The organism is Thiobacter subterraneus, assembly GCF_055379455.1.
The window spans coordinates 1,625,086-1,646,166 of record NZ_AP042402.1 but is presented as its reverse complement, the minus strand read 5'-3'; the positions used below and the strand labels follow the sequence as shown (position 1 = coordinate 1,646,166).

Annotated in this window: 22 protein-coding genes; 15 read left to right on the top strand and 7 right to left on the bottom strand. The window is 67.3% G+C overall.

Annotated features, from left to right (window positions below; translation table 11 throughout):
* Positions 1-31 precede the first annotated feature (31 nt).
* Complete coding sequence (locus ACZ42P_RS08225; protein ID WP_464897069.1) at positions 32-1,660, top strand: hypothetical protein; 1,629 nt, start codon at positions 32-34, stop codon at positions 1,658-1,660.
* Here the strand turns inward: ACZ42P_RS08225 and phoR are convergent.
* Together phoR and phoB are read right to left on the bottom strand one after the other, a co-directional pair.
* Positions 1,647-2,975 (bottom strand): phosphate regulon sensor histidine kinase PhoR, encoded by a 1,329-nt coding sequence (gene phoR / locus ACZ42P_RS08220; protein WP_464897068.1) that lies wholly within the window; start codon positions 2,973-2,975, stop codon positions 1,647-1,649. The genes ACZ42P_RS08225 and phoR overlap by 14 nt on opposite strands.
* A gap of 191 nt (positions 2,976-3,166) precedes the next feature.
* Positions 3,167-3,856, bottom strand: a complete 690-nt coding sequence (phoB, locus tag ACZ42P_RS08215; RefSeq protein ID WP_464897067.1) for a phosphate regulon transcriptional regulator PhoB — start codon at positions 3,854-3,856, stop codon at positions 3,167-3,169.
* A gap of 131 nt (positions 3,857-3,987) precedes the next feature.
* On the opposite strand from phoB, the gene ACZ42P_RS08210 reads away from it, so the two are divergent.
* From ACZ42P_RS08210 to ACZ42P_RS08195, 4 genes are read left to right on the top strand one after another with little or no spacing between them, the layout of a single operon-like run.
* Positions 3,988-5,043: an aminopeptidase gene (locus ACZ42P_RS08210; protein ID WP_464897066.1), complete on the top strand. Its 1,056-nt coding sequence runs from the start codon at positions 3,988-3,990 to the stop codon at positions 5,041-5,043.
* 32 nt (positions 5,044-5,075) lie between these two features.
* Positions 5,076-5,840 carry a hypothetical protein gene (locus ACZ42P_RS08205; RefSeq protein ID WP_464897065.1) on the top strand — a complete coding sequence of 255 codons (765 nt, stop codon included), beginning with the start codon at positions 5,076-5,078 and terminating at the stop codon, positions 5,838-5,840.
* The gene (locus ACZ42P_RS08200; RefSeq protein WP_464897064.1) at positions 5,837-6,340 is read left to right on the top strand and encodes a TlpA disulfide reductase family protein; all 504 of its coding nucleotides are present in this window, start codon (positions 5,837-5,839) and stop codon (positions 6,338-6,340) included. Before ACZ42P_RS08205 ends, ACZ42P_RS08200 begins: the two co-directional genes overlap by 4 nt.
* Complete coding sequence (locus ACZ42P_RS08195) at positions 6,337-6,897, top strand: phosphoribosyltransferase family protein (protein ID WP_464897063.1); 561 nt, start codon at positions 6,337-6,339, stop codon at positions 6,895-6,897. The genes ACZ42P_RS08200 and ACZ42P_RS08195 overlap by 4 nt, the downstream gene beginning before the upstream one ends.
* On the opposite strand, the gene ACZ42P_RS08190 is transcribed toward ACZ42P_RS08195, so the two are convergent.
* Positions 6,888-7,109 carry a hypothetical protein gene (locus ACZ42P_RS08190; protein ID WP_464897062.1) on the bottom strand — a complete coding sequence of 74 codons (222 nt, stop codon included), beginning with the start codon at positions 7,107-7,109 and terminating at the stop codon, positions 6,888-6,890. The two genes, ACZ42P_RS08195 and ACZ42P_RS08190, sit on opposite strands and share 10 nt — an antisense overlap.
* Positions 7,110-7,148: 39 nt before the next feature.
* Here ACZ42P_RS08190 and ACZ42P_RS08185 point away from each other — a divergent pair, with 39 nt between their 5' ends.
* The 3 genes from ACZ42P_RS08185 to ACZ42P_RS08175 all read left to right on the top strand — a co-directional run bounded on the left by ACZ42P_RS08185 (position 7,149) and on the right by ACZ42P_RS08175 (position 9,619).
* A complete protein-coding gene (locus ACZ42P_RS08185; protein WP_464897061.1) occupies positions 7,149-8,465 on the top strand; it encodes an NfeD family protein in 1,317 nt (438 codons plus the stop codon).
* Between the two features lie 19 nt (positions 8,466-8,484).
* On the top strand, positions 8,485-9,237 hold the full coding sequence (locus ACZ42P_RS08180; RefSeq protein ID WP_464899390.1) for a slipin family protein: 753 nt from the start codon (positions 8,485-8,487) through the stop codon (positions 9,235-9,237).
* 100 nt (positions 9,238-9,337) lie between these two features.
* Positions 9,338-9,619, top strand: a complete 282-nt coding sequence (locus ACZ42P_RS08175) for a hypothetical protein (RefSeq protein ID WP_464897060.1) — start codon at positions 9,338-9,340, stop codon at positions 9,617-9,619.
* On the opposite strand, the gene dacB is transcribed toward ACZ42P_RS08175, so the two are convergent.
* The 3 genes from dacB to ACZ42P_RS08160 are packed head-to-tail and all read right to left on the bottom strand — an operon-like array spanning position 9,620 to position 13,408.
* Positions 9,620-11,110 carry a D-alanyl-D-alanine carboxypeptidase/D-alanyl-D-alanine endopeptidase gene (gene dacB, locus ACZ42P_RS08170; protein ID WP_464897059.1) on the bottom strand — a complete coding sequence of 497 codons (1,491 nt, stop codon included), beginning with the start codon at positions 11,108-11,110 and terminating at the stop codon, positions 9,620-9,622. It abuts the gene before it with no gap.
* Positions 11,082-12,125: an SDR family oxidoreductase gene (locus tag ACZ42P_RS08165; protein ID WP_464897058.1), complete on the bottom strand. Its 1,044-nt coding sequence runs from the start codon at positions 12,123-12,125 to the stop codon at positions 11,082-11,084. Before ACZ42P_RS08165 ends, dacB begins: the two co-directional genes overlap by 29 nt.
* A gap of 2 nt (positions 12,126-12,127) precedes the next feature.
* On the bottom strand, positions 12,128-13,408 hold the full coding sequence (locus tag ACZ42P_RS08160) for a nucleotide sugar dehydrogenase (protein WP_464897057.1): 1,281 nt from the start codon (positions 13,406-13,408) through the stop codon (positions 12,128-12,130).
* Positions 13,409-13,567: 159 nt separating this feature from the next.
* On the opposite strand from ACZ42P_RS08160, the gene ACZ42P_RS08155 reads away from it, so the two are divergent.
* A complete protein-coding gene (locus tag ACZ42P_RS08155) occupies positions 13,568-14,320 on the top strand; it encodes a S1 family peptidase (protein ID WP_464897056.1) in 753 nt (250 codons plus the stop codon).
* 2 nt (positions 14,321-14,322) lie between these two features.
* Here the strand turns inward: ACZ42P_RS08155 and ACZ42P_RS08150 are convergent, their stop codons facing one another.
* The gene (locus tag ACZ42P_RS08150; RefSeq protein ID WP_464897055.1) at positions 14,323-15,633 is read right to left on the bottom strand and encodes an adenosylmethionine--8-amino-7-oxononanoate transaminase; all 1,311 of its coding nucleotides are present in this window, start codon (positions 15,631-15,633) and stop codon (positions 14,323-14,325) included.
* A 103-nt stretch (positions 15,634-15,736) separates the two neighbouring features.
* Here ACZ42P_RS08150 and ACZ42P_RS08145 point away from each other — a divergent pair, with 103 nt between their 5' ends.
* From ACZ42P_RS08145 to ACZ42P_RS08120, 6 genes are all read left to right on the top strand, one after another.
* Positions 15,737-16,366, top strand: a complete 630-nt coding sequence (locus tag ACZ42P_RS08145; protein ID WP_464897054.1) for a diguanylate cyclase — start codon at positions 15,737-15,739, stop codon at positions 16,364-16,366.
* A gap of 147 nt (positions 16,367-16,513) precedes the next feature.
* Positions 16,514-16,831, top strand: coding sequence for a co-chaperone GroES (gene groES, locus ACZ42P_RS08140; protein ID WP_464897053.1), 318 nt, complete (start codon positions 16,514-16,516; stop codon positions 16,829-16,831).
* A gap of 32 nt (positions 16,832-16,863) precedes the next feature.
* A complete protein-coding gene (groL, locus tag ACZ42P_RS08135) occupies positions 16,864-18,486 on the top strand; it encodes a chaperonin GroEL (protein ID WP_464897052.1) in 1,623 nt (540 codons plus the stop codon).
* A gap of 384 nt (positions 18,487-18,870) precedes the next feature.
* Positions 18,871-19,020, top strand: coding sequence for a hypothetical protein (locus ACZ42P_RS08130; RefSeq protein ID WP_464897051.1), 150 nt, complete (start codon positions 18,871-18,873; stop codon positions 19,018-19,020).
* Between the two features lie 15 nt (positions 19,021-19,035).
* Positions 19,036-20,094, top strand: a complete 1,059-nt coding sequence (locus ACZ42P_RS08125; protein WP_464899389.1) for an alkene reductase — start codon at positions 19,036-19,038, stop codon at positions 20,092-20,094.
* Positions 20,094-20,900 carry a DODA-type extradiol aromatic ring-opening family dioxygenase gene (locus tag ACZ42P_RS08120; RefSeq protein WP_464897050.1) on the top strand — a complete coding sequence of 269 codons (807 nt, stop codon included), beginning with the start codon at positions 20,094-20,096 and terminating at the stop codon, positions 20,898-20,900. Before ACZ42P_RS08125 ends, ACZ42P_RS08120 begins: the two co-directional genes overlap by 1 nt.
* The last annotated feature ends 181 nt before the right edge of the window (positions 20,901-21,081 follow it).

The window sequence follows — 21,081 nt, the reverse complement described above, 5'->3', positions numbered from 1 at the left end:
TAGCGTCATTGCCATCGGGCCCACCGATCTCATGACGCCTCCCGCCAGCGCCGGCACCATGCAGGGCACCCGCCCCCACATCTCGGATGCGCAAACCTGCCGCCAGTGGCTGCAGGGTCTGCCCCTGACCAACGTGCCTGCCGCCCATGCGGAAATCCTGGTGCAGATGGAGCTGGTGAACCACTACGCCATGAGCGGGGTGGAGCGGCTGAAGGTGATGGAGGCCCTGCGGGAACCCATTCTCTACCTGCAGGGCGAGCAGGGGCGCAAATATGCCGGCAAGCCCCTGCCCTTCGACAACACGGAACTCTCCCTGTGGCGCAAGGTGCTCGCCCTCTGGCAGGGGCTGGCCAGGGGCTACCAGCTCTGCCTGGAAAGCCTGGAGGCCGGCGAGCCGGAGCTGCAGGCCTATCTGGGCTTCGTCTGCCAGCGGCTGGTGCATGCCCTGGGCTGCCACATCCTGGAACATCACTACGCCTATCAGCCGGTACCGGAACGGCTGTGGCGTGAGCTGCACCAGACCTATGCCCTCGCCGAAAAGGAGGGCGTGGCACGCCAGGCGGTGAAGGACGGCCTCAATCCGATGATGGACATCTCCTCGGTGGAGGCGGCCTATGTGGCGGTGTTGCTCGTTGCGCTGGCGGATCCCTATCATCTCACGGCGCGCCAGCTCGCCCAGGTGAACCGCTGGCTGGCCAAGTGGGCCGCACGGGTGCCGGTAACGAAGGAAAAGCCCACGCCCCTCTATCCCGAACTCAGGCTGGCGCCGGTGACCGTGGATCTCGCCCGTGCCGAGGGGCCGTCCATGCTGCAGGATGCGGGCCTGCCGGACACCGGCCGCTATCTCGACACCAACCAGCTCGCGGTGACCCTGCTCAAGCGCATCCGCCACCTGCGCAAGGGGGGCAGCCCCTCCGAGCTGGATGTGGGGGAAGACTGCGTGCAGCCGGCCTGCGAAGCCTTTCTCGCCCAGCTCTACCAGCAGTGGTGCGAACCGCTGCCCATCCGCGCCTACGAGCGGCGCGTCGGTCAGGCCAAGGCCCAGGTCACCTTCACGGTGCCCGCCATCCACTTTTACTGCAACGGTGAGAAGCCCCTGCGCCAGCCGGGGGAGGCGCCCGAGCTGTCTTGGCAGGCCATGCAGGACCTGCAGGTGTTCGGTCACGTCTCCAGCCACAGCGCCAGGCTCCAGGCCTCCCAGAAGGGGTATGCGCTGGAGACCTGGACCATCGTCGATGAATCCGCCCTGGGGTTCCGGCTCGCGGCGGAGGGCCTGCACGCCGCGCGCATCCACCAGAGCCAGCTGGTGGCGGTGCGTCCCCCTGACGCCCGTAGCTTCGTGCTGGGTGAGGTGCGCTGGCTGCGCTACCGGCCGGACGGCACCCTGCAGATGGGTGTGCACAGTTTCCCCGGCATTCCGGTGGCGGTGGGGGTACGCCCGCCCGTGCTCATCGCTGCGCTGCCGGCCAAGTATCAGCCCGCCCTGCTGTTGCCCGAGATCCCGGCGCTCAAGGTGCCGGCCACGCTGGTGTTGCCCAGCGGCTGGTACAGCCAGAACCGTCCCCTGGAACTGCTGTTCGAGGACCGCCTCACGGTGAAGCTCACCGGCCTCATGAACCGGGGCTCGGATTTCGACCGGGTGACCTTCAGCGTGGGCTGAGGGCCGCCGGGAGGTCCTTGCGCGCGATCACACGGCTTGCCGGAAAACAGGCCGAGAACGTGCTGCCCTTGCCTACCTCGCTTTGAATCTCCAGGCGTCCCTGGTGGCGGGTGAGTACGTGCTTGACGATGGACAGTCCCAGGCCGGTGCCGCCGGTTTCCCGGGAACGGCTGCGGTCCACCCGGTAGAAACGTTCCGTGAGGCGCGGGATGTGCTGGGGCTCGATGCCGATGCCCGAGTCCTGCACCGAAAAGCGCGCGCCCTCCGGCGTGGTTTCCCAGCGCAGGATCACCTCGCCGCCTGCCGGGGTGTATCGCACCGCGTTGCTGAGCAGGTTGCCGAAGGCGCTTTCCAGCTCGCGCTCGCTGCCCATGAGCCAGGCATCGCTCTTGAGTTCCATGCGCAGGGTGTGCCGGCCGCGGGACAGGCCCTGGGCTTCCGCGAGCAGGCGTTGTGCCAGGGCGGGCACGTCCACCGGCGCCTCCTGCAGAGGGTTGGAGGCACTCTCCAGACGCGACAGGGTCAGCAGATCGTCCACCAGACGCCGCATGCGGCGGGTCTGGTCCAGCATGGTTTGCAGATAGTGCTGCCGCTGTTCGGCGGGCAGGTCGGCGTGGTCCAGCAGGGTTTCCAGAAAGCCGCCCACCACGGTGAGGGGCGTGCGCAGCTCATGGGAGACGTTGGCCACGAAATCCCGGCGCACCGTCTCCAGCTGCTCGACGCGGCTGATGTCGCGGGAAATGAGCAGCTTCTGCTTGGCGCCGAAGGGCACCAGCTGGATAGACAGGGTGAGCTCGGGGTTGCGGGCGGAACGCAGGATCAGGGGTTCGCTGTAATTGTGGGCGGCGAGATATTCGTGGAACTGGGTCTGGCGCAGCAGGTAGGTGATGGGCCGACCGGCGTCCGTCTCCAGGTTGAGTCCCAGCTGGCGTGCCGCCACCGGATTGAACCACTCGATCTCGTCATGCTCGTCCAGGATCACCACGCCGTCCGGCATCGCCTCGCCGGCACGACGGAAGCGGGCGAGCGCCTCCGAGAGCTGGTGCCGGCTCCTGGACTGGCGGCGCACGATCTGGTAGAGCTGGGCGAACACATCGCCCCAGGGGCCGTTGGCCTGGGGCACGTTGGTGAGCTGGGGATCCTTCAGCCAGCGCGCGAGTTTCTCCACCTGGCGCAGCTGGTAAATGAGCTGTCCGAGGAGGGCGGCCAGCAGGAACAGGGCCGCGGCCGTGCCGCCGGCCAGCGGCCACAGCAGGAGTGCGGCCAGGGCGTAGAGCAGGGGGGCGGCGAGGGCGCGCGACCAGAAGTCAGACATGGGAAAGCACGGACAGGGGAAACCCTGGGGCCATTATCCAATCCCGGCTCAACGCTTGGCAAACCGGCTGATGGCTCATGCCGCCGGCCGGCCTTCTCCCGGCCATCAAGTGGCTGCGCACCCGGGCCGGGTTTTTCGGGGGCCTGACGGGGCCGCGCCTGGCTGACGGCCACGCCGGGCCGCCGCAGCCTTCAGGGCGACTGGGAGAAACGGTAGCCGGCGCCGCGCACGGTTTGGACCAGCGCATCGTGGCCGGTGGGTTCCAGGGCCCGGCGCAGGCGGCGGACGTGCACGTCCACCGTCCGCTCCTCCACGAACACGTGGCTGCCCCAGACCTGATCCAGAAGCTGCGCCCGGGAATGCACCCGTTCCGGATGGGTCATGAGGAAATGCAGCAGGCGAAACTCGGTGGGCCCCAGCTCGAGGGGCGTGCCGTTGCCCGTGACCCGGTGGCTGGCCGGATCCAGGCGCAGCCCGCCGATTTCCACGGGTTCGTCCGTCATCTGGGGCGCCCGCCGGCGCAGCACCGCCTTGATGCGGGCCAGGAGCTCCCGGGGGGAGAAGGGCTTGGTGACGTAGTCGTCGGCACCCGTCTCCAGGCCGCGCACCCGGTCCGCTTCCTCGCCGCGCGCGGTGAGCATGATCACGGGAATGTCGCGGGTATGGCGTTCCGCCTTGAGCCGACGGGCAAACTCGATGCCGGACTGGCCGGGCAGCATCCAGTCCAGCAGGATCAGATCCGGCAGGGCCTCGCGCATGAGCCGGCCGGCGGTTTCGGCGCTGTCCGCCTGTACTACCGTGTGGCCGGCCTGTTTCAGGTTGAAGGCAACCAGTTCCTGGATGGCGGGTTCGTCTTCGACGACCAGTATCGTCGCGGGCATGACCTTCTCCTTCGTTCGAGCGCCGTCATAGTATGACGCCAATGTGACGGATCGATGACAGGCATCCTGCTCGCCAACAGGCGTGATTGGCCCCAGAATGGACGGCTTCCTGCCACGGGCGCGGCTGGCTGATGGTTCGACTTTTTCTTCTCGTCCTGCTCCTGCTTTCGGGCTGCAGCCATCTCGGCTATTACGCCCAGGCCATCCAGGGCCAGCTGGAGCTCTACCGGCGCGCCGCGCCCCTTTCCCAAGTGCTGGCCGATCCCGGAACGGACCCGGCCCTCGCCCGGCAGCTTGAGCGGGCCCGGGCGGCGCGGGAATTCGCCAGTCGCGAGCTCCATTTGCCGGACAACGGCAGTTTCCGGGGCTATGCCGATCTGGGCCGACCCTTTGCCGTTTGGAACGTGTTTGCCACGCCGGAGCTGTCGGTGGATCCCCTCGCCTGGTGCTTCCCGGTGGCGGGCTGTGTGGCCTACCGGGGCTATTTCTCGGAGCAGGCGGCCCGTGAGGAGGCGGCAGCTCTCGCCGCCCGGGGTCTGGATGTGTATGTGGCGGGTATTCCCGTGTATTCCACCCTGGGCTGGTTCGACGACCCCCTCCTCAACACCTTCATCCATTATCCGGAAGCGGAACTGGTGGGCCTGATCTTCCACGAGCTCGCCCATCAGGTGGTCTATGTGCCGGGCGATTCCGCCTTCAATGAAGCCTTCGCCAGCGTAGTGGAAGAGGAAGGCGTGAAACGCTGGTTCGCCCGGCAGGGGGAGGCGGGAGCGCTGGCCCGCTGGCAGCAGGGATGGGAACGGAAACAGGCCTTTCAGGCCCTACTCCAGCGCACCCGGGACCGCCTGGCCGCAGCCTACGCAGCGGCGCCGGATGCCGATGCGGCGCGCACCGCCAAGGCCGCCATCCTGCGCGAGGCGGAAAGGGAATACGAATCCCTGCGCGCGGCCTGGGGCGGTTATACCGGCTATGATCGCTGGTTCCGCAGCACACCCCTCAACAATGCCAAGCTGACTTCGGTGACCCTCTATGCGGACCAGGTGCCGGCGCTGCGGGCGCTGCTCGCCCAGGTGGACTACGATCTCCCCCGCTTCTACCAGGCAGCGCGGCGGCTGGGTCACCTCGCGCCCGAAGCCCGCGCCACGGCCCTTGCCCGACTGGCGCAGGGGGAGACCGGCGATTTTTGACAGCGCCCGGGAGGGCGGCTAGGATAAAGGACATGAAACTCCGATTTCAGGCGCCGGCCCTGCTGCTTTTGCTGCTGCCCCTCGCCGCGTGGGCCATGGAGGTCTCGATGTTCCCCCTGCCCGACGGCACGGAAGTGGCGGTGCGCCGCTTCCCCGCCGCCGGAGACCGTCTCCTGTTGTGGTTTCCTTGCGACGAAGGTCAGGGCACGGCAGAAGCGAAGGCGGCGGCGGCCCTGGTGCCCCAGGGCATCGAGACCTGGCTGCCGGACATGCTGGGCGCCCATTTCCTGCCCATGGCGCCTTCCAGCATGGATCAGCTTCCGCCCGATGAGATCGCCGCCCTCATCGAACGGGCGCGGCAGACGGGCAAGCGGGTCTATCTGGTGACGGCCGGGCGCGCGGCGCTGCCGGTGTTGCGGGGCCTCGCTCGCTGGCGCGGGAGCGCCGGCAGTCAGGAAGTGGAAGGCGTGCTGCTGTTCTATCCGGAGCTCTATGCCGGCACGCCGGCACCCGGTACCGAGGCGCGCTACGAGCCGGTGGTGCACGAAACCGTGACTCGCATCGTCATTCTCCAGGGCGCACGCTCACCCGGCCGCTGGTGGCTCAACCATCTGGTACAGGCCTTTCAGGCCGCGGGCAGCCAGGTGCATGGAGCGCTGCTGCCGGGCGTGCGCGGCTATTTCTTCCTGCGCGAGGAACAGACCCCGGAAGAGGCGGCCATGGCCGCGCACCTGCCGGAACTGGTGCGGCAGGCCCTGGACAGGATCGATGCCATGAAGAAGGAAAACCGACCATGATGCGCCGTCTCGTCCTGCTTTTCACCCTGCTGCTGCCCCTGGTCGGGGCCTTCGCCCAAGAGCTCAGGCCCTATGCCGGTGCCACCCCGCCCCTGCGTCTCAAGGATCTCGCCGGGCAGGTGCACGATCTCGCCGACTATCGCGGCCAGGTGGTGATGGTGCAGTTCTGGGCCACCTACTGTGCCCCCTGCGTCAAGGAAATGCCTTCCATGCAGCGTCTGGCGGCCAGGCTTGCGGGCAGGCCGTTTCGCATCCTGGCAGTGAACATGGGGGAAAGCGAGGCGGAAGTGCGCGCCTTCCTGAAGAAGGTCAACGTGGACTTCACCATTCTCATGGACCCCGACGGCCAGGCCATCGCCGCGTGGAAGGTGTTCGTCGCGCCGTCCACCTTCATCGTTGATCCCCAGGGCCGCATCCGCTACACGCTGCAGGGGGGTGCCGAGTGGGATGCGCCCCAGTACGTGGAAAAACTTAACGCCCTCATGACGGGCCAGCCATGAGCCAGGTCCCGGGGCAACGTTTCTGTCTCTATGACACGGCGCAGCTTGCCGCCGTGCTGGACGGCATGGCCTGGCAGGCGGCGGGTCTGCTCACCGGCCGGCAGGATGTGATCGTGGTGGGCATCCTGCGTCGCGGGGCGCCCCTTGCCGACCTGCTGTTCGAACGGCTGACCCGCGACTTTCGCATTCCCGGCCTGTCGCGGCTGGATCTGGCCATCAAGCGCTACGCGGATGATCTCACCCTGCTCCATCCGGAGACGCGCCTAATGGAAAACCCGGCCCATGCCGGACTCGACCTCACGGGACGCAGCCTGATCGTGGTGGACGACGTGATGTACAAGGGCTATTCCATGCTGCGTGCGGTGGAGTACTTGGCGGGCAAGGGGGCGGCCGAAATCCGCACTGCCGTGCTGGTGGACCGGGGCGCGGCCAAGCTGCCGGTGCGCACCGACATCGTGGGTGTGACCCTGGATGTCGCCCCCACTGACATCATCGAGTGCAACGTCCCGCCCTACGAGACCACTCTGAAAATCGACCTTCTGCGGCCTCAGCGTTGATCGCGGCGGAAGCGCGCCGCACAGCCGTTGCAGGCCAATACCGAGAAATACCGCGCCCACAACAAAATCAGAACCGGCAACGTCGCGGCCAGAAACCGGTCAAAGGGGGTCAGTGTGTCACCGTGCCACCAGCGCACGGCCGCCACCACGGCCTCGAGAAACCAGACCATGAAGCCGAAGGCGGCCAGGAGTTTGATGACGCGACGCAGCATGGTGGCAGCTTTGGACGTTTTGCCGGTATAGTCAAGGGCATGCTCCTGCGCATCCTTTTCCTGCTCGGCTTCCTGGTCGCCCTGCCTGCCGCCGCCGCCCCGCGGGTGGTGGTACTGGGCGTGGATGGCGCCATTTCTCCGGCCACCGCGGACTATGTGGTGCGGGGCATCGGCCACGCGGAAGAGGCGGGCGCGGAGGCCGTGGTGCTGCGCCTGGACACACCGGGTGGCCTGGATTCGGCCATGCGTGACATCATCCGCAAGATCCTTGCCGCCCGGGTGCCCGTCATCGTCTGGGTGGGGCCGGAAGGCGCCCGTGCGGCCAGTGCCGGAACCTACATCCTCTATGCCGCCCACGTGGCGGCCATGGCGCCGGCCACCAATCTGGGGGCGGCCACGCCGGTGGCCATCGGCGGGCCGGAACCTCCCGCCCAGCCGGGCAGGGAGAAGGAAGCCAAGCCTAACGAGCCTTCCGCCATGGCGAAAAAGCAGGTGCATGATGCCGCCGCCTACATCCGCGGGCTGGCCCAGTTGCGGGGCCGCAATGGCGAATGGGCGGAGCGCGCGGTGCGCGAGGCAGTGAGCCTGTCCGCCGAGGAAGCCCTGAAGGAAAAGGTGATCGACTTGGTGGCGGCGGACCTGCCGTCCCTGCTCACCGCGGTGGATGGACGCAAGGTGAAGGTGGGGGAGACCGAACGGCCTCTCGCCACCCGCAACGCCGTGCTGGAAAACCGCGAGCCTGACTGGCGCACCCGTTTCCTGGCGGTGATCACGGATCCGGGTGTGGCCTACATTCTGCTGCTCATCGGCATGTATGGCCTCTTTTTCGAGTTTTCCAATCCCGGCTTCGGGGTCGCGGGCGTGGCGGGGGCCATCTGTCTCCTGCTCGCCCTGTTCGCCTTCCAGCTGCTGCCCATCAGCTACGCAGGCCTGGCGCTGATTCTGCTGGGCGTGGGGCTGCTCATCGCGGAAGTGTTCGTGCCCAGTTTCGGTGTGCTGGGGCTGGGGGGCATCGTCGCCTTCGTTGCCGGCTCGGTGATGCTCATGGACCGGGAGGTGACCGGCGCGGCGGTGCCCCTCAGTTTGATCATTGCCTTTACCGTGGCCACGGCCGCCTTCATCCTGGTGGTGGGACGCATGGCTCTGGCCTCGCGCAAAAAGCCGGTGGTCAGCGGCCGCGAGGAATTGGTCGGCGCCGAAGGCGAGGTAGTCGAGGTGAGAGAAGGCCTCGCCTGGGTGCGCGTCCATGGCGAGTTGTGGCGTGCCCGCTGCGATGCGCCGCTCGTGCCGGGACAGCGGGTGAGGGTGCAGGCGGTGGACGGCCTCACCCTGGAGGTGCAAGGGATTCCAACCTGAACCAAGGAGACAACCCATGATGGAACTCATATTCGGCTCCGGCTGGCTGCTCATTCTGGTCATCGCCTTTCTCGTCTCTGCCCTCAAGGTGTTGCGGGAATACGAGCGTGGCGTGGTGTTCATGCTGGGCCGCTTCTGGAAAGTGAAGGGGCCGGGTCTGGTGATCGTGATCCCCGGCATCCAGCAAATGGTGCGCGTGGATTTGCGCACCATTGTCATGGACGTACCCAGTCAGGACGTGATCTCCCGCGACAACGTGTCGGTGAAGGTGAATGCGGTGGTGTATTTCCGCGTGGTGGATCCGGCCAAGGCCATCATCCAGGTGGAGGACTACCTCTCGGCCACCAGCCAGCTCGCCCAGACGACCCTGCGTGCGGTGCTGGGCAAGCACGAGCTGGACGACATGCTGGCGGAACGGGAACGCCTCAACCTGGACATCCAGACCGTGCTGGACCAGCAGACCGATGCCTGGGGCATCAAGGTGTCCAACGTGGAGATCAAGCACGTGGACATCGACGAGTCCATGGTGCGCGCCATCGCCAAGCAGGCGGAAGCGGAGCGGGAGCGGCGCGCCAAGGTCATCCATGCGGAAGGCGAGCTGCAGGCCTCGGAGAAGCTGGCGCAGGCGGCGGAGGTGCTGGCGCGGCAGCCGGCGGCCATCCAGCTGCGTTATCTGGAAACCCTCACCACCATCGCCGCGGACAAGAATTCCACCATCGTCTTTCCCCTGCCCATCGAGTTGCTGAATGCCCTCCTGGGCAGGAAACCCTGACGCGCGGCGGGCCAAAATATTTTGATCGCCGGCGGGGGCGCGGGCTGCTATAGGTCAGTTGAGGGCGGAATCGTCCGCCTCTTTGCCAAAGGAGTTCCCCATGCTGACCTTCGACGCCCCCAACTGGACCGCCACCGATCCCCTCCTCCGCGACCAGCAGCCCAGCCGCCGGCTGCACGAACCGGCGCAGATCCTGTTCGACGTGGATCCCATCACCGGCGCCCCCCTCGGGGACCTTACGGGCCTGCCCTATCTGGTGGACGGCAACGTGGTGATCTATTTTGAAACGGAAGAAAGCCGGCAAATCTTCCGGGACATGCCCACCGACCATCCCCTGCGGCTGGCGGACAATCCCCTCGAGGAAGGTGAAGCCGAGGGTTGATCAGAAGTTCTCGAACACCCAGCGCAACAGCGCATCCTGGAAGGGTCGGGCGCGTGCCGCGTCGGGGTGGTTGACCAGACACACCAGGATCACCTCCCTTCCGCTGGCGGTGCGCAGGTAGCCGGCGAGGGCGCGCACGTCGTCCAGGGAGCCGGATTTGAGGCGCGCCTGCCCCGCGAGGGGTTCGCCGGTATGGCGGCGGCGCAGGGTGCCGTCCAGTCCCACCAGCGGGAGCGAGGCGGCGAATTCCGGATACCAGGGGGAGTACCGGGCGCGCGCGAGCAGGGCCGCCAGGTGGCGCGCACTCACGCGCGTGCGGCGGTCGAGCCCGGAGCCGTTGCCCGGCGCCAGCTCGACGAAATCGAGGCCCCGGCTCTTCAACACGGCTTCCATCGCCTGCGCCGCCTTGTCCGGGGTCGCCGGCGGGCCGAGCAGTTCCGCGCCCAGGGTGAGATAGAGCTGGCGCGCCATCACGTTGTTGCTGAACTTGTTGATGTCGCGCACTACCTCTGCCAGGGGCACGGACTCGAAGCGGGCGATGAGTTGGGCCTCGCCGGGCACCGTGCCGTCCACCACCCGTCCGCGCAGCCGTCCTCCCAGCTCGCCCCACAGGGCGCGGAACAGCGTCTCCCACTGGGTGTTGCCGTCGAACAGGGCCAGGTGCCAGGACTGCTCACCGCAGGCCCGGGGATAGGGCCCGCTCACCCGAACCACGAGTCCCCGGCGGCCCGCTTCCACCCGGGTGGCGAGTCCGTTCCTCCAGTCGGCGCAGGGGCCGTCCACCGGTCTGAGGGCGTTGACCAGGGTCACACCCGGGGCGTCCACGTCCAGCGTGAGGCGCAGGGCTTGCCCCTCGGGCACCACGCTCAGGCGGCGGCTGCGGAAATTGAGCAGCAGGGCATCCGGCCCTGCGTTGTAGGGCTTCAGGGGCTGGCCGTCGAAGGCAGCCGGATCCTCGGGCGGCACATCGAAAAAGCTGCGGTCGAGGACCAGGTTCCCCTCCACATCGCGGATGCCGCGTGCGCGCAGCTCCCGCAGCCACAGCCAGAGGGTCTCCAGGGTGATGCGGGGATCGCCGTAGCCCTTGAAATACAGGTTGCCCGCGAGCCGCCCCCGCTGCGGCGGCCGGTCGCCATACACTTCCGTGCGCCAGCGCCAGGCGGGGGTGAGCGCCTCCAGGGCGGTGAAGGTGGTGACCAGCTTGATCACCGAGGCCGGGTTCATGGGCCGGTCGGCATGGAGGGCGAGCAGGGGCGCGTTCTGGCCGGGATCCTCGACCTCGAGGGCCACGGCCGACTCCGGCAGGTTCGCGGCGGCGAGGGCCGCAGCAAGGGGCGGGGGCAGTTCGGCCGCGCCAGCGGACACGACCCCCAGGAACCAGATGAGCAGGCCGGCGAGGCAGCGGGCGCGGACGGGGCCAGCGCCCCAGGCTGCGCGTGTCGGGTGTTTGGACTCGAAGTGGCTAGCGATGCCCCGTGAGATCCCGGACATACCAGTCCATGGCGATGCGCAGGCCATCGCGGATGGTGTGGGTCGGCTGATAGTGGAGCAGGGTGCGTGCCTTGGAAATGTCCGCCAGGGAATGGCGCACGTCCCCCGGCCGGAAGTCGCGGTACACGGGGCGCGCGTGGGCCAGATGGGGAAAACGGGGCGCCAGCTCGGCCCGCAGCGCCTCGTAGAGTTGATTGAGACTGGTGCGTTCGCCCACCGCCACGTTGTACACCTGGTTGATGGCCGCGTCTTCTTCCGTGGTGGCGGCGAGCAGGTTGGCCTGGATGGTGTTCTCGATGTAGCAGAAGTCCCGGCTGGTTTCCCCGTCGCCGTTGATGTACACCGGCTCGTTCTTGATCATGGCGGCAATCCATTTGGGAATCACCGCGGCATAGGCGCCCTCCGGATCCTGGCGCGGCCCGAAGATGTTGAAGTAACGCAGGCCGATGCTGGCCAGGCCATAGCAGCGGGCGAACACGTCGGCGTAAAGCTCGTTCACGTACTTGGTCACCGCGTAGGGGGAGAGCGGCTTGCCGATCTGGTCTTCCACTTTGGGCAGCGCCGGGTGATCACCATAGGTGGAGCTGGAGGCGGCATAGACGAAGCGTTTGACACCCGCATCCCGGGCGGCCACCAGCATGTTGACGAAGCCGTCGATGTTGGCGGCATTGGTGAGCAGGGGATCCTCGATGGAACGGGGCACCGATCCCAGGGCCGCCTGGTGCAGCACGTATTCCACACCCTGGCAGGCTGCGCGGCAGGTGTCCAGGTCCCGGATGTCGCCCTCGATGAAGCGGAAACGCTGCCATTGTTCCGGTGTGACCAGCGCCTGCACCTGCTCCAGGTTGCGCCGGTGGCCGGTGGCGAAGTTGTCCAGCCCCACCACGCGCTGGTCGAGCCGCAGCAGGGCTTCCAGCAGGTTGGAGCCGATGAAGCCCGCCACGCCGGTGACCAGCCAGACGTGGGGCTCCCGCGCCAGGCGGGCGCGCACGGCCTGATACTGGGGCGCGTCCATGATCACAGCCGCCAGAAGCGGGCGAAGCGGGCGCGCGCCGCGTCCGGATCGAACAGACCCTTGACGTCGATCAGGGCACCGCGCCCGTTCACCTTGGCCCGGTAATCGTCCAGCGGCCGCTCGGCGAACTGCCTGTGGGCCACGGCCACCACGATGGCATCGGCGGTGGGCAGTGCCTCCCAGGGCTCGAGGGTCACGCCGTATTCGTGCACCGCGTCGCGGGGATCGGCGATGGGGTCGTGCACGTGCACCTCCACCCCATAGCTTTCCAGCTCCCGGATCACGTCGATGACCCGCGAGTTGCGCAAATCCGGGCAGTTCTCCTTGAAAGTGAGTCCCAGCACCAGCACCTTGGCGCCCTTGATCTGGCTGCCGGCGGCGATCATTTCCTTCACCGTCTGCTCGGCGACATACTTGCCCATGCCGTCGTTGATGCGCCGGCCGGCCAGGATCACCTGGGGGTGATAGCCCAGCATGTCCGCCTTGTAGGTGAGGTAGTAGGGGTCCACGCCGATGCAGTGGCCGCCCACCAGGCCGGGGCGGAAGGGCAGGAAGTTCCACTTGGTGCCCGCGGCGCGCAGCACCTCCAGGGTGTCGATGCCGATCTTGTGGAAGATTAGCGCCAGCTCGTTCATGAGGGCGATGTTCAGGTCGCGCTGGGTGTTCTCGATCACCTTGGCGGCCTCCGCCACCTTGATGCTGGAGGCGCGGTGCACGCCAGCGGTGATGATGGATTCGTAGAGTGCCGCCACCTTTTCCAGGGTTTCCGGTGTGTCGCCGGAGACCACCTTGAGGATGCGCGTCAGGGTGTGTTCCTTGTCACCCGGATTGATGCGCTCCGGCGAATAGCCCACGAAGAAGTCCTGCTTCCATTTCATGCCGGATTCCCGCTCCAGAATGGGGATGCACACTTCCTCCGTGGCGCCGGGATAGACCGTGGACTCGTAAACGACGATGGCGCCCTTTTTCATGTGCCGACCCACCGAGGTGGAGGAGCCGATCAGCGGGCCGAAGTCCGGCTGGTGGGCGGCGTCCACCGGGGTGGGTACCGCAACGATGATGTAGTCGCATACCGCGAGCTGGGAGGCATCGGTGGTGCAGGTGAGATGGACCGCTGCCTTCAGGTCCTCGCTGGAGACTTCACCCGTCGGATCGCAATGGCGGCGATAGTTGGCGACCTTCTCCTCCGACAGGTCCACGCCGATGGTCTGGTATTTCTTGCCGAATTCCACGGCCAGAGGCAGGCCCACGTAGCCCAGACCCACCACACCCACGATGCTCATGTTGAAGATTCCCCTTTCTGCTCGAGTTTCCGACGCATTGTACCCCAGCCGGCAGGCCGGTCATGACCGCTGCATGACCGGGCCGCGGCGCGCCTATAATCCCGGATTGTCCATGGGGACGCTCCCTAATGGACTCTCCCCATGACGGAAGAGGGTGGTATGCGATTTCTCCTGTTGGGCGCGCTCCTCGCCATTGCAGCTTTCATGCCAGCCCGTGCCGATCTGGTGGAGACCATCAGCCGGGTCAAGCCCGCAGTGGTGGCCGTGGGCACCTTCCAGCCCACGCGTTCGCCCCAGCACGTGTTCCAGGGCACCGGCTTCGTCGTGGCCCAGGGCCTGTCCGTCATCACCAACGCCCATGTGGTCCCCAAGACGCTGGATGCGGCGCGCCAGGAGCGGCTGATCGTGCTGGCGGAAGTGGCGGGACGCGCCCAGGTGCGCGGGGCGCGCATCGCCCGCGTGGACCTGGAGCACGATCTCATGCTGCTGGCCATCGACGGCCCGCCCCTGCCGGCCCTCGCCCTGGGCGATGCCGCGCGCGTGCGTGAGGGCATGGAAGTGGCCTTCACCGGCTTTCCCCTGGGCATGGCACTGGGACTGCGTCCCGTCACCCATCGCGGCATCGTCTCCGCCATCACCCCGGTGGCCACCCGCATGGGCAACGCCCGTGACCTCAGTCCCCAGTCCATCGAGCGTCTGAAGCGCCCGTTCTTCGTGTTCCAGCTCGACGCCACCGCCTATCCCGGCAACAGCGGCAGCCCCCTCTACGATCCCCACACCGGCGAAGTGCTGGGCGTGCTCAACAGCGTCTTCATCAAGCAGTCCAAGGAGGCGGCCATCAGGGACCCTTCGGGCATCAGCTACGTGATCCCGGTGACCTTCGTGCGCGAGCTGCTCGAGGCGGCGCCCTGAGGCTACAGTTCATCGAGGACGGCCAGGGTGCCCTTGACCAGATGGGCGATCTCGCCCTCGCCGATCACGTAGGGCGGCATGAAATAGACCGTCGTTCCCAGGGGGCGCAGCAGGAGTTCCCGGTTCAGGGCACGCTCGAAGAAGCGGCGGGCAAAGCCCGGGCCTGCGTCTTCCACCTCGAAGGCCCAAATCATGCCCAGATGGCGGAAATTCCGCACGCGCGGGTGGCGCGCCAGGGGTTCGGCGGCTTCGTTCAGGGTCTGGGCGAGTTTGCGGTTGGCCTCGATCACCCGGCCTTCCTCGAAGATGTTGAGCACCTCCAGCGCGGCCCGGCAGGCCAGGGGATTGCCCGTGTAGGAATGGGAATGCAGAAAACCGCGGGCGGTTTCGTCGTCGTAGAAGGCGTCATAGACCTCGTCCGTGGTGAGCACCACGGACAGGGGCAGATAGCCCCCGGTGAGGCCCTTGGACAGGCACAGGAAATCCGGGGCGATGCCCGCCTGCTCGCAGGCGAACAGGGTGCCGGTGCGGCCGAAGCCCACCGCGATCTCGTCGGCGATCAGGTGCACCTGGTAGCGGTCGCACAGGGTGCGGGCCTGGCGCAGGTATTCCGGGTCATACATGCCCATCCCCCCGGCGCACTGGATGAGGGGCTCCAGGATCAGGGCGGCGGTCGTGGCATGGTGTTGGGCGAGCCAGGCGTCCAGGGCCTGGGCGGCGGCGCGGGCGTGGGCCTGGGCGGTCGTGCCCGGGGCGGCGCGCCGGAAATCCGGTGTGGGCACCTGGTGGGTGGGACGCAGCAGGGGCGCGTAGGTGGCCTTGAACAGGGGCACGTCGGTGACCGAGAGTGCCCCCAGGGTCTCGCCGTGGTAGCCGTTTTCCAGGCTCACGAAGCCGGTTTTCTCCGGTCTTCCCCGGTTCGCCCAGTAGTGGAAGCTCATCTTGAGGGCAATTTCCACTGCCGAGGCGCCATCGGAGCCGTAGAAGGCGTGGCCCAGTTCCCCGGGGGCAAGCTGCGCCAGCCGCTCCGACAGCTCCACCACCGGGCGGTGGCTGAAGCCGGCCAGGATCACGTGTTCCAGGCGCCTGAGCTGGTCGGTGAGGGCGGCATTGATGCGCGGGTTGGCGTGGCCGAACAGGTTCACCCACCAGGAACTGATGGCGTCGAGATACCGGCGGCCGTCGAAGTCATAAAGCCAGGGCCCCTCGCCCCGGGCGATGGGAATGATGGGGAGGGTCTCGTGCACCTTCATCTGGGTGCAGGGATGCCAGACGGCGTGGCGGCTGCGGGCAAGCCATTGGGCGTTGGACATGGCGGTTCCTCGGGATGGGCTGCCCCGATTCTAAACCGGGCGGGATTGTCTGCCGCTATCAGCCTGGCGTAGATTTTTGGTGTCTGGCAAAGGAGGACCGCGCATGGAGATCTTCCAGCGAATCGCCGCCCAGATGGCGGCCGTGGCGCTGCCGCTGTATGCGGTGAGCCTCACCGCCGTGCCCCGGGCCGACACGCCGGTGCTCCTGTTCCTGCACTGGCACGGTTTCCGGCGCGCCGGCGCGCGTTCCTCCCTGCGGCCCGTGCCGGGCTCGGCGCTGCAGCTCAACGAACGCTGGCAGGCCCTGGAGGAGATTGACCGGGCCATGCTGGAGGCGGGCTGGCGCCTGGGGGCTTGGGACGTGGAGCGGGAGGAACACCGCGCCTGCAACCATGTGGGAGCGAGCAGCCGCGAAGCCCTGGAATGCCTGCAGGCCTTCGGCGAACACACCGACCGGCGCGCGGCCGAGGCGCTGCTTCTGGCCGAGGCGCCGGACCGGGAGGCCCTGCTCAAGGCAGGCGCCGAGAAGGGCTACGTGCGCTGGCAGTTCCGGCCCGTGCGCGGCGGGCTGTGGGCGGGCACCCCCGGCGACGAGACCCTGTGCGCCGATGGCAGCCGCCTGCCCCCCTGTCCGGTGGCGCCCCGCCCCCCGGCGGCCAACGCGCGCGTGGAGCGGCCCGTGCGCCGTACCGTGTACCGGCTGGGACGCATCACCCGCCTGATTCTCCCCTGACCCCCTCTTGAAATCCGGGGGCATGCCCCCACCTTCCGCCCCGCCGGCCGCGGCGGACCCCGCGTTGCCCCCTGGCGGAGCGCCTGCGCGGGCCGGGCGCGGCCCTGGTTCATCCCGATCATCTGCAATCGCAAAGGAGATCTGAAGATGCACATTCGTCCCCTTTACGACCGGATTATCGTCAAGCGGATCGAGCAGCAGCGTCAGACCGCCTCCGGCATCGTCATCCCGGACACCGCCGGGGAGAAGCCGGAGCAGGGCGAAGTCCTGGCCGTGGGGCCCGGCAAGCTGCTGGACAACGGCACCGTGAGGCCGCTGGAGGTCAAGGTCGGTGACCGGGTCCTGTTCAGCAAGTACGGCGGCCAGACCGTCAAGGTGGAAGGCGAGGAACTGCTGGTGCTGCGCGAGGAAGACGTGCTCGGCATCATCGAGCAGGATGCCGCCGGCGCCCGGAAGGCTGCGTGATCCCTCTGGTTTGTCTGCAGGAGTAGAAGCACATGAGCGCGAAAGAAGTCAAATTCCATGATTCCGCCCGCGCCCGCATCTTCAAGGGCGTCAACATCCTGGCCGATGCGGTGAAGGTCACCCTGGGTCCCAAGGGCCGCAACGTGGTGATCGAACGTTCCTTCGGCGCGCCGGTGATCACCAAGGACGGCGTGTCGGTGGCCAAGGAAATCGAGCTCAAGGACAAATTCGAGAACATGGGCGCCCAGATGGTGAAGGAGGTGGCGTCCAAGACCGCCGATGTGGCGGGTGACGGTACCACCACCGCCACCGTGCTGGCCCAGGCCATCGTCCAGGAAGGCATGAAATACGTCGCCGCCGGCATGAACCCCATGGACCTCAAGCGCGGCATCGACAAGGCCGTGCACACCGTGGTGGAGGAGCTCAAGAAGATCTCCAAGCCGGTGACGACCAGCAAGGAAATCGCCCAGGTGGGGGCCATTTCCGCCAATGCCGACGAGTCCATCGGCAAGATCATCGCCGACGCCATGGACAAGGTGGGCAAGGAAGGCGTCATCACCGTCGAGGATGGCAAGTCCCTGGAAAACGAGCTGGAAGTGGTGGAGGGCATGCAGTTCGACCGGGGCTATCTCTCCCCCTACTTCATCAACAATCCGGACAAGCAGACCTGCGTCCTCGATGACGCCCTGATCCTGATCCACGACAAGAAGATTTCCAGCATCCGTGACCTGCTGCCGGTGCTGGAGGAAGTGGCCAAGGCGGGCAAGCCGCTGCTGATCATCGCCGAGGACGTGGAGGGCGAGGCGCTGGCTACCCTGGTGGTGAACGCCATGCGCGGTGTGCTCAAGGTGGCCGCGGTCAAGGCCCCGGGCTTCGGCGACCGCCGCAAGGCCATGCTCCAGGACATCGCCATCCTCACCGGCGGCACGGTCATCTCCGATGAAGTCGGCCTGTCGCTGGAGAAGGCGAAACTCGCCGACCTGGGTCGCGCCAAGCGCGTCGAGGTGCACAAGGAGAACACCATCATCATCGACGGCGCGGGCGAGAAGGACAAGATCGAGGCGCGGGTGAAACAGATCCGCACCCAGATCGAGGAAGCCACCAGCGACTACGACAAGGAGAAGCTGCAGGAGCGGGTGGCCAAGCTCGCCGGCGGTGTGGCGGTGATCAAGGTGGGTGCCGCCACCGAGGTCGAGATGAAGGAGAAGAAGGCGCGCGTGGAAGACGCCCTGCATGCCACCCGCGCGGCGGTGGAAGAGGGTGTGGTGCCCGGTGGTGGCGTGGCCCTGCTGCGTGCCTCCAAGGCCGTGGCGGCCCTCAAGGGTGACAACCACGACCAGGACTGCGGCATCAAGATCGTGCTGCGTGCCCTGCAGGAGCCCCTGCGCCAGATCGTGGCCAACTGCGGCGAGGAGCCGTCCGTGGTGGTCAACCGGGTCATGGAAGGCACCGGCAACTTCGGCTACAACGCCCAGACCGGCCAGTATGGCGACATGATGGAGATGGGCGTGCTGGATCCCACCAAGGTGACCCGGTCTGCCCTGCAGAACGCCGCCTCCGTGGCCGGCCTGATCCTCACCACCGACGCCACCATTGCCGAGGCGCCGAAGGAGGAGAAGGCCAGCACCCCGGCCATGCCCGAGATGGAATACTGATCGGGCCCCATCCGGCAAAAACCCTCCCCATGCGGGAGGGTTTTTTGTGCCCAAAGCCAGGGCCGCCCTCTCCCGGTTCATTTCCCGGGCATTCCGGCGCGGGGATGCGTGTGCTCGTGCCTGGCTCCCGCCAGGGCTGCGCGCAGAAGCGTGACTGCCCCGGCTTCAGCGCTTGCCGACCCGCCCATCGAAGCGTTCGCGGGCGGCGGCGATCTCGGGCTGGTGCTGTTCCGCCCAGGCAATGAGTGCGGTCAGCGGTGGCATCAGCGAGCTGCCGAGCGGGGTGAGCCCGTAGCGCACCGAGGGCGATGAGGATGCCTTCTTGTGGCAAGTGCCAGGTTACTTTATAAGACCAAGACCTGCCCGTGACCAGGAGGCGAAACCATGAAACCCGATTACAGCTCGGGCGCCTGCTCGCCCTCGCGGCACGTCGTGCTGCGTGTGGGGGGCTTCGATTTCCGGCTGGAGCGCCTGGATCCGCAAAGCAAGCAGACCGATACCGCTGCGGACTGTCGCAATATCAATTCCCTATGAGGCAAGCCCATGACGATCCTGTTCACCCCGCTTCAGCTCGGCCCCCTGCACCTGCCCAACCGCATCGTGATGGCGCCCATGACCCGCTGCCGGGCGCTGGGGAATGTGCCCAACGACCTCATGGCCCGGTATTACGCCCTGCGCGCCGAGGCGGGGCTCATCATCACCGAAGGCACCTCGCCCTCACCCAACGGTCTGGGGTATGCGCGGATTCCGGGGCTGTATTCGGAAGCGCAGATCGCCGGCTGGCGCAAGGTGACGGACGCGGTGCATCAGGCGGGCGGGCGCATCTTCGTGCAGCTCATGCACTGCGGGCGGGTCGCCCATCCGGCCAATCTGCCGGCGGGCGCGCGCATCCTCGCGCCTTCGCCCCTCGCCGCACCGGGCGAGATGTGGACGGACAGCCAGGGCATGCAGCCGCATCCGGTACCGACCGAGATGTCCGAGGATGACATCGCCTCCGCGATCGGGGAATATGCCGCCGCGTGCCGCAACGCCATCGCGGCCGGCTTCGACGGCGTCGAGCTGCACGGCGCCAACGGCTATCTCATCGACCAGTTTCTCAACACCGCGTCCAACCACCGCACCGACCGCTGGGGCGGCAGCATCGACAACCGCATCCGCTTCGCGGTGGAGGTCGCCCGCGCGGCGGCCGGTGCCATCGGCGCCGGGCGCGTCGGCATGCGCATCTCGCCCTACGGCGTGTTCAACGGCATGGCGCCGGATGGGGAGATGGATGCCCTCTATCTGCGTCTCACCGAGGCGCTCAACGACATCGGCCTCGTTTATCTCCACGTGGTGGACCACAGTTCCATGGGTGCGCCGCCGGTGAGCGAGGAACTGAAAGCCAAACTGCGCGCGGCCTTCAAGGGCAAATACATCCTCTCCGGCGGTTACGATGCGGCGCGCGCCGAAGCGGACCTCGCCGCAGGCAAGGGCGATCTCGTCGCCTTCGGCCGCCCCTTCATCGCCAACCCGGATCTGGTGCAGAAACTGAAGACGGGCGGCGAGATCAGACCCGCCGATCCCGCCACCTTCTACACGCCGGACGCCAAGGGCTACACCGAGTTCTGATGCGCCAGCCCACGCTGTTCATTCCCCATGGCGGCGGGCCCTGCTTCTTCATGGACTGGGACCCGCCGGACACCTGGGCGCGGCATCGCGCCTTTCTGGAAGGCCTGCCCGCCACCCTGCCGGGACGTCCGCGTGCCCTGCTGGTGATCTCGGCCCACTGGGAAGCGCCGCAGTTCACCGTGCAGAAGCATCCTGCGCCGCCGCTGCTGTTCGACTACTATGGTTTCCCACCCCACACCTACCAGCTCACCTGGCCCGCGCCAGGCGCGCCGGGGCTCGCCGAGCGGGTGGCCGGGCTGCTGCAGGCTGCGGGGCTTGGCTGCGGCTTCGACGGACAGCGCGGTTTCGATCACGGCGTGTTCGTGCCGCTCAAGATCGCCTTCCCCGCGGCCGACCTTCCCTGCCTGCAACTTTCCCTGCGTGCCGATCTCGATCCCGGTGCGCACCTGGCCGCCGGCAAGGCGCTCATGCCCCTGCGGGAGGAAGGCGTGCTAATCCTCGGCTCAGGCAACAGTTATCACAACATGCAGGTGATGATGCGGGCCTGGCAGACGGGGGCGACAGACACGCACGGGCTGGATTTCGACCGGTGGCTCACGGAGACGGTGACCCATCCCGATGCCGCCGAGCGTGAGCGGCGCCTTCTCGACTGGACTTCCGCCCCCGGCGCACGCGCAGCGGCGCCGCGCGAGGAACACCTGATGCCCCTGTTCGTTGCCGCAGGTGCGGCCGGCAGCGAACCGGGTGTGAAGATTTTCGAGGACCGCGTGCTGGGCGCGGTGCAAAGCGCGTTTCGCTTCGGCTGAACGAGCGTCCTCGCAGTCAGAATGCGATGAAGCGACGCGCTCCCGCCTGATTGTGCGTTGCGCGGACATGGGGCAGGTTCAGAAGCGGATGCATGCAGGCCCCAGGGCAACCCGCCTGGCGAATCTCCACCCGCGGGGTTGAACGCGCATTCGCCTTCCTTGGGCGGCCCCTGACAGTGCA

Excerpts from the sequence above, each read along its gene's own strand:
- ACZ42P_RS08225 (WP_464897069.1), top strand. The coding sequence starts at position 32 with ATGACGCCTCCCGCCAGCGCCGGCACCATGCAGGGCACCCGCCCCCAC.
- phoR (WP_464897068.1), bottom strand. The coding sequence starts at position 2,975 with ATGTCTGACTTCTGGTCGCGCGCCCTCGCCGCCCCCCTGCTCTACGCC.
- phoB (WP_464897067.1), bottom strand. The coding sequence starts at position 3,856 with ATGCCCGCGACGATACTGGTCGTCGAAGACGAACCCGCCATCCAGGAA.
- ACZ42P_RS08210 (WP_464897066.1), top strand. The coding sequence starts at position 3,988 with ATGGTTCGACTTTTTCTTCTCGTCCTGCTCCTGCTTTCGGGCTGCAGC.
- ACZ42P_RS08205 (WP_464897065.1), top strand. The coding sequence starts at position 5,076 with ATGAAACTCCGATTTCAGGCGCCGGCCCTGCTGCTTTTGCTGCTGCCC.
- ACZ42P_RS08200 (WP_464897064.1), top strand. The coding sequence starts at position 5,837 with ATGATGCGCCGTCTCGTCCTGCTTTTCACCCTGCTGCTGCCCCTGGTC.
- ACZ42P_RS08195 (WP_464897063.1), top strand. The coding sequence starts at position 6,337 with ATGAGCCAGGTCCCGGGGCAACGTTTCTGTCTCTATGACACGGCGCAG.
- ACZ42P_RS08190 (WP_464897062.1), bottom strand. The coding sequence starts at position 7,109 with ATGCTGCGTCGCGTCATCAAACTCCTGGCCGCCTTCGGCTTCATGGTC.
- ACZ42P_RS08185 (WP_464897061.1), top strand. The coding sequence starts at position 7,149 with ATGCTCCTGCGCATCCTTTTCCTGCTCGGCTTCCTGGTCGCCCTGCCT.
- ACZ42P_RS08180 (WP_464899390.1), top strand. The coding sequence starts at position 8,485 with ATGGAACTCATATTCGGCTCCGGCTGGCTGCTCATTCTGGTCATCGCC.
- ACZ42P_RS08175 (WP_464897060.1), top strand. The coding sequence starts at position 9,338 with ATGCTGACCTTCGACGCCCCCAACTGGACCGCCACCGATCCCCTCCTC.
- dacB (WP_464897059.1), bottom strand. The coding sequence starts at position 11,110 with ATGTCCGGGATCTCACGGGGCATCGCTAGCCACTTCGAGTCCAAACAC.
- ACZ42P_RS08165 (WP_464897058.1), bottom strand. The coding sequence starts at position 12,125 with ATGGACGCGCCCCAGTATCAGGCCGTGCGCGCCCGCCTGGCGCGGGAG.
- ACZ42P_RS08160 (WP_464897057.1), bottom strand. The coding sequence starts at position 13,408 with ATGAGCATCGTGGGTGTGGTGGGTCTGGGCTACGTGGGCCTGCCTCTG.
- ACZ42P_RS08155 (WP_464897056.1), top strand. The coding sequence starts at position 13,568 with ATGCGATTTCTCCTGTTGGGCGCGCTCCTCGCCATTGCAGCTTTCATG.
- ACZ42P_RS08150 (WP_464897055.1), bottom strand. The coding sequence starts at position 15,633 with ATGTCCAACGCCCAATGGCTTGCCCGCAGCCGCCACGCCGTCTGGCAT.
- ACZ42P_RS08145 (WP_464897054.1), top strand. The coding sequence starts at position 15,737 with ATGGAGATCTTCCAGCGAATCGCCGCCCAGATGGCGGCCGTGGCGCTG.
- groES (WP_464897053.1), top strand. The coding sequence starts at position 16,514 with ATGCACATTCGTCCCCTTTACGACCGGATTATCGTCAAGCGGATCGAG.
- groL (WP_464897052.1), top strand. The coding sequence starts at position 16,864 with ATGAGCGCGAAAGAAGTCAAATTCCATGATTCCGCCCGCGCCCGCATC.
- ACZ42P_RS08130 (WP_464897051.1), top strand. The coding sequence starts at position 18,871 with ATGAAACCCGATTACAGCTCGGGCGCCTGCTCGCCCTCGCGGCACGTC.
- ACZ42P_RS08120 (WP_464897050.1), top strand. The coding sequence starts at position 20,094 with ATGCGCCAGCCCACGCTGTTCATTCCCCATGGCGGCGGGCCCTGCTTC.